This is a genomic window from Streptomyces sp. NPDC055189 (genome assembly GCF_053606765.1).
The window spans coordinates 1-8,545 of the sequence record NZ_JBSGSG010000155.1; the positions used below are offsets into that span (position 1 = coordinate 1).

General features: G+C 69.8%; 6 protein-coding genes and 1 pseudogene. 4 read left to right on the forward strand and 3 right to left on the reverse strand.

Annotated elements, in window-relative coordinates:
- Positions 1 to 81, reverse strand: a pseudogene (locus tag ACWFR3_RS45815) (electron transfer flavoprotein subunit beta); the annotation flags it as partial.
- Positions 82 to 189: 108 nt separating this feature from the next.
- Between ACWFR3_RS45815 and ACWFR3_RS45820 the strand changes: the two are divergent.
- Positions 190 to 900 (forward strand): TetR family transcriptional regulator, encoded by a 711-nt coding sequence (locus ACWFR3_RS45820; protein ID WP_453740666.1) that lies wholly within the window; start codon positions 190 to 192, stop codon positions 898 to 900.
- Positions 901 to 1,052: 152 nt separating this feature from the next.
- Entirely contained in the window at positions 1,053 to 1,433 is a 381-nt protein-coding gene (locus tag ACWFR3_RS45825) for a Zn-ribbon domain-containing OB-fold protein (RefSeq protein ID WP_453740667.1), read from the forward strand.
- A gap of 31 nt (positions 1,434 to 1,464) precedes the next feature.
- Here ACWFR3_RS45825 and ACWFR3_RS45830 read toward each other — a convergent pair whose 3' ends face one another.
- Positions 1,465 to 3,000 (reverse strand): AMP-binding protein, encoded by a 1,536-nt coding sequence (locus ACWFR3_RS45830; protein ID WP_453740668.1) that lies wholly within the window; start codon positions 2,998 to 3,000, stop codon positions 1,465 to 1,467.
- Between the two features lie 237 nt (positions 3,001 to 3,237).
- On the opposite strand from ACWFR3_RS45830, the gene ACWFR3_RS45835 reads away from it, so the two are divergent.
- Positions 3,238 to 4,101 carry a GNAT family N-acetyltransferase gene (locus ACWFR3_RS45835; RefSeq protein ID WP_453740669.1) on the forward strand — a complete coding sequence of 288 codons (864 nt, stop codon included), beginning with the start codon at positions 3,238 to 3,240 and terminating at the stop codon, positions 4,099 to 4,101.
- A gap of 49 nt (positions 4,102 to 4,150) precedes the next feature.
- On the opposite strand, the gene ACWFR3_RS45840 is transcribed toward ACWFR3_RS45835, so the two are convergent.
- Entirely contained in the window at positions 4,151 to 6,454 is a 2,304-nt protein-coding gene (locus tag ACWFR3_RS45840) for a glycoside hydrolase family 3 N-terminal domain-containing protein (RefSeq protein ID WP_453740670.1), read from the reverse strand.
- Between the two features lie 179 nt (positions 6,455 to 6,633).
- Here ACWFR3_RS45840 and ACWFR3_RS45845 point away from each other — a divergent pair, with 179 nt between their 5' ends.
- On the forward strand, positions 6,634 to 8,514 hold the full coding sequence (locus ACWFR3_RS45845) for an ABC transporter ATP-binding protein (RefSeq protein WP_453740671.1): 1,881 nt from the start codon (positions 6,634 to 6,636) through the stop codon (positions 8,512 to 8,514).
- Positions 8,515 to 8,545: the final 31 nt, after the last annotated feature.

Consider the following 8,545-nt stretch of genomic DNA (forward strand, 5'->3'; position numbering starts at 1 on the left):
GACGGTCAGGTCATCGGCGAAATGCCGGTCGCCGGTGGCGTCGGGCACGTACTTCACGGTGACAACGATCCTCAAGCTCACGCCGGCTCTCCTACCTGGTGTTGTTCGTCATGACGACGTTATGGCACTCAGTGCCCCCTGTAAAGGTACGTAGTGCCAGATCGGCCACCACGATGCTACGTTCCCCGCATGACAGAGGCACGCGGACCAGCGAAGAAGGCCCCCATGCGGGAGGTGCTCGCCACTGCGGCGTTCCAGCTGTTCCTGGAGCGTGGCTTCGAGCAGACCACGGTGGACGACATCGTGGCGCGGGCCGGTGTCGGGCGACGCTCCTTCTTCCGCTACTTCCCGTCCAAGGAGGACGCGGTCTTCCCCGACCACGAGAGCTGCCTGGCCGACATGACGGCGTTCCTCGACGCTGCCGACGGCGGTGACCCCGTGGAGGCGGTGTGCGACGCGGCCCGCATCGTGCTGCGTATGTACGCCACGAATCCGGAGTTCTCCGTACAGCGGTACCGCCTGACGCAGGAGGTCCCCGGCCTTCGTACATACGAGCTTTCCGTGGTGCGCCGCTACGAACGCACCATGGCCGGCTATCTCCGCGGCCGCTATGCCGAGGCCGAGGACGGCTCCCTGCGCGCCGAGGTGATCGCCGCCGCCGTGGTCGCCGCCCACAACAACGCCCTGCGCTCCTGGCTGCGTTCGGGCGGCGACGGGGATGCCGAGGCCGCGGTGGACCATGCCCTCGAACTCGTGCGGAGCGGCTGGGGGAGCGACGCGGCGAACGGGGCGGCGGCGGCCGACGGCGCCGACGACGAGGTCGTCGTCATGGTGGTCTCCAAGCGCGCTCCCATGTGGCGCGTCGTGCAGCGCGTCGAGTCGGCCCTCGGCCAGGACTGAACCCGATCCGTCGGGACCGAACTCCGATCCGTCAGGAATGAACCCGATCCGGTAGCACTCAGTACCTTTACCTTCTGGCACTCAGTGCCATATGGTGCGGATGCGTCGACGCCGAGCGCGGCGCATCCGAGCCGAATGCAGGGGGTCGAGACGTGTCCCAGCAGGAATTGAGCGTCGCGCCGACAGAGCACGAGCGAACCGGCCTGATCTACCACCGCTGCCGATGGTGCAACACCGCGTCCTTCCGGCGCATGCTGTGTCCGGTGTGCGCGTCCAGCGATCTGGTCGCCGAGCAGAGCGACGGCGAAGGCGTCGTCGTCCAGTCCAGCGTGGTCAACCGCTACACGGGGACCGCGCGCAACGAGTCCCTCGTCCGCTTTCCCGAGGGATTCGTGTTCCGCTGCCGTGTCGTGGGTGCCTCGCCGCACCTCGTATGGGTCGGCGCGCGCGTGCGGCCCGTGGCCGGGTCCGATCCGGAGACCGGGGAGGCCGTCTTCGAGCTCTGCGAGACGAACGCGAGCGCCGACTGGTAGTGCGGCTGGTAGTGCGGCGGCGTGCTGCGGATCAGTTGACGCCGCGCTCGCGTCCCTCCCAATAGGGCCCGCGCAGCTTGTACTTCTGGAGCTTTCCGGTGGCCGTGCGGGCCAGCTCGTCGCGGAACTCCACCGAGGTGGGTGCCTTGAAGCCGGCGAGATGCTCCTTGCAGTGCCGGATCAGCTCCTCCTCCGTGGCCCGCGCGTCGGAGGCGAGGACGACCAAAGCCTTGATCGTCTCACCCCACTTCTCGTCCGGCACCCCGATGACCGCCACCTCGGCGACCGCGGGATGACTGAACAGCACGTCCTCCACCTCGATGGAGGACACGTTCTCGCCGCCGGTGATGATGACGTCCTTCTTGCGATCACTGATCGTCAGATGGCCGTCCGCGCCGATCGTTCCGCCGTCACCCGTGTGGAACCAGCCGTCCTCCAGGGCCTTCGCGGACTCCTCCGGCTGCTCCCAGTACCCCTCCAGGATCACGTTCGAGCGGGCCAGGACCTCGCCCTCGTCCGACGTGCGCAGCGTGACGCCCAGGGCGGGGGCTCCTGCCTGGACCAGCTTCTCCGCGCGCTGCTGCGCGCCGAGGTCGTCCCATTCGGCGCGGGAGCGATTGATGGTGAGCAGGGGAGAGGTCTCGGTCAGGCCGTAGATCTGGATGAACTCCCAGCCGAGCTCGGACTCGACCTGCTCGACGGTTTTGGTGGGCGGCGGCGCCCCGGCGACGATGATGCGCACCCGGTCCCGGCCCGGGATCTCCCCCTCCCACGTCCGCGCCGCGGCCAGCACCGCGTTGACCACCGCGGGCGCCGCGCACATCACCGTGACGCCGTGCTCGGCCACGCGGCGCAGGATCTCCGCGCCGTCCACCTTGCGCAGCACGATGTGGCGCGCGCCCATGCCGGACATCGCGAACGGCATGCCCCAGCCGTTCGCGTGGAACATCGGCAGGGTGTGCAGATAGACGTCCCGGTCGCTGACCCCGGCGTGCAGCGCGAATGTCAGGGCGTTCACCCAGATGTTGCGGTGCGTGATCTGTACGCCCTTGGGGCGTGCGGTGGTTCCGCTGGTGAAGTTGATGGTCGCGGTGGCGTTCTCGTCGGGCTGCCAGGGCTCCGGCTCGGTGTCGAAGCGGTACAGCTCCGCGTCGGCCTGCGGCCCGAGCGTGTAGCGGTGCTTGCAGGTCACCCCCGACAGGCGGTCCTCCAGCTCGGGGTCGACCAGCAGGACGTCGGCGCCCGACTGGCCGACGATGTAACCCACTTCTTCGGCCGAGAGCCGGAAGTTGACCGGCACGAGGACCCGGCCGTAACCGCTCACGCCGAAGAACGACGTGAGCAGCCGTGCGCTGTTGGGCGAGACGACCGCCACCCGTGCGCCGTGCGGCACCCCGAGCGCGTCGAGACCGGCGGCCTGGGCCCGCGCCAGCTCGCCCACGCGCCGATACGTGAGCCCCTCCCAGGGCTCGGCCGGCTGATCGGGCTCGTCGACGATGCCGACCCGGTCCCCGTATACGGCCGTGGCGCGGTCCAGAAAATCGAGGGCCCCGAACGGGACGAACATCCTGGCCTCCTGAAGCTCAGTTGATGTACGTCGCCTATCCGACCACGCCCGCCGGGAAACCGGGCACCCATCGCGACACCGGAGCGGATAGCGGGCAGGAGAGCCGGGAAGGATGGCTTCGGTGCGGCAGGCGATCGCGGCCGCACCGGGGACGGTCCCTCTCCGACGTGAGGGACCGTCCCTTTCCGGACCGAGGGGACGGACCCCTCCGGTGCAGGAAGTACGAAGGGTGGACAGATGACGGATTCGGCCCCGGGGCGGCTCACCATCACGCGGGCGACGCTCGACGACTGGCAGGTCGTCAGCGGATGGGCGGCGGACGAGGGCTGGAACCCGGGCCTGCGGGACAGCGAGTCCTTCTTCGCGCAGGACCCGGACGGATTCTTCGTCGGCCGTATCGACGGTGAGCCGGTCTCCGCGATCTCGGTCGTGAACTACGACGAGTTGTACGCCTTCCTCGGCTTCTACCTCGTCCGTCCCGACATGCGGGGCCGCGGCCACGGCCTCGCCACCTGGCAGACGGCCCTCGCCCACGCGGGCAAACGCACCGTCGGCCTCGACGGCGTGGTGGCCCAGCAGGACAACTACCGCCGCTCGGGCTTCGAACTCGCCCACCGCACCGTCCGGTACGCGGGCTCGGTGCCCGTGCCCCCGGGTGCCGCGAGGTCCCCGCAGATCCTGCCGGTCGAGGCGGCGGGCCTGCGGGCGATCACCGCGTACGACGCCGAGAGCTGCCCGGCCGACCGCCCGCGCTTCCTGGAATCCTGGCTGACCGCTCCCGGCCACCGGGCCCTCGTCCGCATCGTAGACGGCCGCATCACCGGATACGGCGTACTGCGCCCGGCAATCGGCGCCCTGCGCATCGGGCCCCTGTTCGCCGATACGCGCGCCGACGCCGAGGAGCTCTTCGACGCGCTGACGGCGGAGGCGGGCGGCGAGGTCGTCGTCATAGACGTCCCCGAGACCCAGCCGCATGGCGTCGCGCTCGCCGAGTCACGGGGCATGAAACCCACCTTCCCGACGGCCCGCATGTACACCGGCCCGGTGCGGGAGATGGCCGGGGAGCGAGTATTCGGCGTGACCACGCTCGAACTCGGCTGACGGACAAGGGCCGGGCCCCATCGGGCCCGGCCCACCCCGCCACAGCCCCCTACGTGATCGTCAGCCTCTTCTTCGCCTCGGCCTCCGAGCTGTTGCCGACGTAGATGTCCACGGCCCCTTCCTCGACCCGGAACTCGCCGTTCTCCGCGTTCGTCCAGAACCCGAAGTCGTCGGCGCCGAGCCGGAAGCGGACGGTCTTCGACTTGCCGGGCTCCAGCGTCACCCGGCGGAATCCGCGCAGCTTGCGCACCGGCTGGGCGATGCTCGCCGCGATGTCGTGCACGTACAGCTGGACGACCTCGTCGCCCGCGCGCCCGCCCGTGTTGCGGACGGAGACCGAGACCTCCAGGGTGTCGCCCTTGCGCAGCGCACGCGCCGACACGCGGTCGCGGCTGAGCTTCGGCTCACCGATCTCGAACTTCGTGTACGAGAGCCCGTGGCCGAAGGCGAACTGCGGGCTCGGGGGCAGGTCGAGGTATTTGGAGGTGTACTTGTTGTCCGCGCTGTAAGGGCGGCCCGTCGACTCGTGGTTGTAGTGACAGGGGATCTGGCCGACCGTGCGCGGGAACGAGACGGGCAGCTTGCCGCCCGGATTGACCTTGCCGAACAGCACGTCGGCGATCGCGTTGCCCGCTTCGAGCCCCGGGTGCCAGGCCTCCAGGACGGCGGGCGCCGACTTCAGCCAGTCGCCGACCGTCAGCGGACGCCCGTTGACCAGGACCACCACGAGCGGCTTGCCCGTCGCGGCGATCGCCTCGATCAGCTTCTCCTGCCCGCCCGGCAGGCCGATGTCGCTGCGGGCCGCCGCCTCGCCGCTCATCGCCGGAGGTTCGCCGACCACGACGACGGTGACGTCCGCCTTCTTGGCGGCGGCGACCGCCGCCGGGATGCCACTTGTGTCGGTGCCCTCGGCGTCGACACCCTTCGCGTACGTCACCTTCGCCCCGGGAGCCGCGGCCTTCACCGCGGCAAGGACCTTGCCCGAGGGGAAGTTCTTCGTCGCGCCGGGGAACGTCCATGTGCCGAGCAGGTCGTCGGAGTCGCCGAACGGGCCGACGACCGCGATCGACCCGGCGGACTTCTTGAGCGGCAGCGCCTTGCCGTCGTTCTTCAGGAGCACCATCGAGCGGGCGGCGGTCTCACGGGCGGCCTTGCGGGCGTCGGCGGACGGCTTGTCGATGGCGTCGTCCTCGTCGACGTACGGATTCTCGAAGAGCCCCAGAGCGTGCTTCAGGCGCAGGATCCGCGCGACCGCCTCGTCCAGACGCTCCTCGCTGATCCTGCCGCCGCTCAGCAGCTTCTTGCCGTTCTTGGCGAGGTCCGTGCTCGCCATCTCCATGTCGACGCCGGCGTTCAGCGCGAGGCGGGCCGCGTCGGCGCCGTCCTCGGCGAAACCGTGCGCGATCAGTTCGTCGACGCCGTTCCAGTCGCTGACGACGAAGCCGTCGAAGCCCCACTCCTTGTACAGGATGTCGGTCAGGGTGTGGGAGTTGCCGTGGGCCGGGACGCCGCTGATGGTGTTGAAGGAGGCCATCACCGTGGCCACGCCCGCGTCCAACGCGGCCTTGAACGGCGGCAGATAGTGGTTGCGCAGGCGCGACTCCGACACGTCGACCGTGTTGTAGTCCCGGCCGCCCTCGGCCCCTCCGTAGGCCACGAAGTGCTTGGCGCAGGCGGCGACGCGGTCCTTGGCGCCCAGGCCCGAGCCCTTCTCGCCCTGGTAGCCCTCCACTTTGGCCACCGCGAAGGCGGTCGTGAGGTACGGGTCCTCGCCGCAGCCCTCGGCGATCCGGCCCCAGCGGGGCTCGTGCGTGACGTCCATCATCGGCGAGAACGTCCAGTGCACGCCGTTCGAGCGGGACTCCTTCGCCGACACCTCGGCGTCCCGCCTGGTGACCTCCGGGTCGAAGCTCGACGCCTGGGCGAGGGGGATCGGGAACGTCGTCCACAGGCCATGGATGACGTCGAGCCCGAAGATCAGCGGAATGCCGAGCCTGGACTCCTCGACCGCCATCCGCTGGAGGGCGTTGCTGCTCTTGGCCCCGAAGATGTTCAGGACGGAACCGAGCCGTCCGGCGCGTGCCGCGTCCTCGACGTCCTTGGTCTCGCTGCCGCCGGGGCCGGTGCTCACGGACCACGGGAGCTGCTGCAGCTGCCCCAGCTTCTCTTCGACAGTCATACGGTCGAGCAGCTTCCTGATCTTCGGATCAAGGGTGCTCGGCTCCGCGTCGAGGGGGCTCGGGCGCTGCGGCGCGGCCTGGGCACTTCCGGTGCTCGCTGCGGTCAAGCCGCCTCCGGCGACGGCGGTGCCGCCGATCGCGGACAGCAGAGTACGCCTTCGTAGCTCTCGCATGTGTTCGCCTTCTCGCATCAGGAAGTCGACAACCTCTGTGATGGCCACAAGAGTTGAAGCGAAAGTACGTTCCTGTTACATGCAGGTCAAGGGATGACGCAGGGACGCGCGAGGCTCTTGTCGCGTGTCGCGCTCCTGGCGCTTGACCTCAAGGAAACTTGAGGTTTTACGTTCTTCTCATGAGCATGGAAACGACAGCCTGGACCCAGCTGCAGAGCGTCATGAACGCCGAGCAGGACCGCCGCCCCTTCGCCCGCGCCACCTTGCGCCGTATCGGCGCCTTCGCCCGGCCGCACAAACGCCGCATCGTCTACTTCGTCCTCCTGAGCATCGTCACCGCGATGCTCGCGGTGGCGACCCCCCTCCTTGCCGGCAGCGTCGTGGACACGATCGTCTCGGACGGGGACTCCTCGCTCGTCGTCCGGTACGCCCTGCTCATCGCCGCCATCGCCGTCGCCGAGGCAGGCTTCGGGCTGCTCGGCCGCTGGCTCTCGGCGAACCTGGGGGAGGGTCTCATCCTCGACCTGCGCACCGCCGTCTTCGACCACGTACAGCGCATGCCCGTCGCCTTCTTCACCCGTACCCGCACCGGCGCCCTCGTCAGCCGCCTCAACAACGACGTGATCGGCGCCCAGCGCGCGTTCAGCAACACGCTCTCCGGCGTCGTCGGCAACGTGGTCATGCTGCTCCTGACCCTGGCCATGATGCTGCGGCTCTCCTGGCAGATCACGCTCCTCGCGCTGGTCCTGCTGCCCGTCTTCATCGTGCCCGCGCGCCGCATGGGTTCGAGGATGGCCAAGCTCCAGCGCGAGGCCGCGCACCACAACGCGGCGATGGGCACGCGCATGACCGAGCGCTTCTCCGCCCCGGGCGCCACGCTCATCAAGCTCTTCGGGCGCCCGGGCGCCGAGTCGGAGGAGTTCGCCACGCGGGCCAGCCGCGTACGGGACATCGGTGTCCGCACGGCCATGGCGCAGTCCACGTTCATCACCGCGCTCACCCTCGTGTCGGCCCTCGCCCTGGCCCTCGTCTACGGCCTCGGCGGCTACTTCGCCCTGAACGGCCACCTGGAAACGGGCGCGATCGTCTCCCTCGCCATGCTCCTGACCCGCCTCTACGCGCCGCTGACCTCCCTGGCCGGAGCGCGGGTCGAGGTCATGAGCGCGCTCGTCAGCTTCGAGCGGGTCTTCGAGGTCCTCGACCTGAAGCCGCTGATCGACGAGAAGCCGGACGCACGCGAGGTCCCCACGGGCCCGGTCGCCGTGGAGTTCGACGACGTCCGCTTCGGCTACCCCTCCGCCGACAAGGTCTCCCTCGCCTCCCTCGAAGAGGTCGCGTCGCTCGACACCCGAGGCGGCGAAGAAGTCCTGCACGGCCTCTCCTTCCGGGCCGAGCCTGGCCAGACCGTGGCGCTCGTGGGATCGTCCGGCGCGGGCAAGTCGACGATCGCCCAACTGCTTCCCCGCCTGTACGACGCGGACGGCGGCACCGTACGCATCGGCGGAGTCGACGTCCGTGACCTGTCGGCGGCGTCCATGCGCCGGACCCTCGGCATGGTCACCCAGGACGGCCACCTCTTCCACGAGTCGGTCCGCGCCAACCTGCTGCTCGCCCGCCCTGATGCCACCGAGGACGACCTGTGGGACGTCCTGCGCAGGGCCCGCCTCGAAGACCTCGTACGCTCCCTGCCCGACGGCCTGGACACCGTGGTCGGAGAGCGCGGCTACCGGCTCTCCGGCGGCGAGCGCCAGCGCATGACCATCGCCCGGCTGCTGCTCGCCCAGCAGCGGGTGGTCATCCTCGACGAGGCCACGGCGCACCTCGACAACACCTCGGAAGCGGCGGTGCAGGAGGCCCTCGCCGAAGCCCTGGAGGGCCGCACCGCGATCGTCATCGCGCACCGCCTCTCGACGGTGCGGTCCGCCGATCAGATCCTCGTCGTCGAGGCCGGGCGGATCGTGGAGCGCGGGACGCACGAGGAACTGCTCGCGGTGGGCGGCCGGTACGCGGAGCTCTACCGGACCCAGTTCGCCGCAAAGCCGGTGCAGGTGGCGGCGTAGGGCAGGCAGAACGCGCCGGACCGGCCGGAGT

Coding starts and splice junctions, on each gene's coding strand:
- ACWFR3_RS45820 (WP_453740666.1), top strand. CDS start 190: ATGACAGAGGCACGCGGACCAGCGAAGAAGGCCCCCATGCGGGAGGTG.
- ACWFR3_RS45830 (WP_453740668.1), bottom strand. CDS start 3,000: ATGTTCGTCCCGTTCGGGGCCCTCGATTTTCTGGACCGCGCCACGGCC.
- ACWFR3_RS45835 (WP_453740669.1), top strand. CDS start 3,238: ATGACGGATTCGGCCCCGGGGCGGCTCACCATCACGCGGGCGACGCTC.
- ACWFR3_RS45840 (WP_453740670.1), bottom strand. CDS start 6,454: ATGCGAGAGCTACGAAGGCGTACTCTGCTGTCCGCGATCGGCGGCACC.
- ACWFR3_RS45845 (WP_453740671.1), top strand. CDS start 6,634: ATGAGCATGGAAACGACAGCCTGGACCCAGCTGCAGAGCGTCATGAAC.